The sequence below is a fragment of the Mycobacterium persicum genome, from assembly GCF_002086915.1.
Taxonomy (GTDB): domain Bacteria; phylum Actinomycetota; class Actinomycetes; order Mycobacteriales; family Mycobacteriaceae; genus Mycobacterium; species Mycobacterium persicum.
Genome location: NZ_MWQA01000018.1, coordinates 1 through 1,038, shown reverse-complemented (window position 1 = coordinate 1,038; position 1,038 = coordinate 1). Strand labels below are relative to the sequence as shown.

The 1,038-nt window shown below is 64.4% G+C and carries 1 protein-coding gene; it reads left to right on the top strand.

Annotation, left to right across the window (positions count from 1 at the left end):
- Positions 1 to 764: 764 nt before the first annotated feature.
- A partial coding sequence (locus tag B4U45_RS29720) for an IS3 family transposase (RefSeq protein ID WP_244899431.1) occupies positions 765 to 1,038 on the top strand: 274 nt, incomplete at its 3' end.

Below are 1,038 nucleotides of genomic sequence, written 5' to 3'. Positions count from 1 at the left end.
CGTTTCGCCCGCTCGGGCACCTGCGGATCGGGCCGCTGGGTACTATCGCCATCCACCCGACCAGGATCATCGATCCCTACCGGGGGGGCCAATACGGTCACCTTGCTCGTCATCTCGGGGAAACTCTCCATCCCCGCCCTCGGGTCACTAATTATCAGGGGGCGAGTGCCTCACCCAAGGTTGGCAGAGAGGGCTGCTCCCGAAACTCCGGGGTGTACTTGCGACGCTTGCCCGACATACGGACATCCTTCCCGCGGGACCAGCAGCCCCACCAGTCAGGTGTCCACCATCAGGGGTCAACCCCCGTTCCTGAACAAGGCCGTCATCAAGTGGGCTGCAGAGATGGAGATCTTCTTCACCAGATCCCGGCCCTACAAGAAGAACGACCAGGCCCACCATCGAATCCAAGAACAACCACCTGGTACGCAAATACGCGTTCTACTACCGCTACGACACCCCTGAAGAACGAGCCCTGCTCAACCGGCTCTGGCCACTGGTCAACGACCGGCTCAACTACCTGACCCCAACCATCAAACCCATCGGGTACGCCAGCAGCGGCGACGGCCGCCGCCGACGCCTCTACGACACACCGCAGACCCCATTCGACCGGCTTCTGGCCGCCGGCGTCCTTTCACCAACCCAGCAGGCCGAACTGACCGCCTACCGCGACCACCTCAACCCCGCCAAAATCGGCCGCGAGATCGCCGATCTGCAGAACCGACTTCTCCTGCTAGCCAAGGAAAAGACCGAACAGCTCTAAGCGGATGTGCGAGTGCCTGGAGGTGTCGCGCTCGGGATATTACAAATGGCGCAAAACCCGCGAGCGCGGACCGAACCCGGCCCAGCAACGGCGCGCCGAGTTGGATGCCAAGGTCGCCAAGTTCCACGCGGCCTCCGACGGCGTCTACGGCGCCCCGCGCATCCTGGCCGATCTACGCGATGACGGTGAGCGGGTCTCGCGCAAGACGGTGGCTGCCTCGCTGCGTCGGCAGGGTTTGGCCGGGATCTGCCCGCGGCGGTTCGCGCCGGCCACCACGG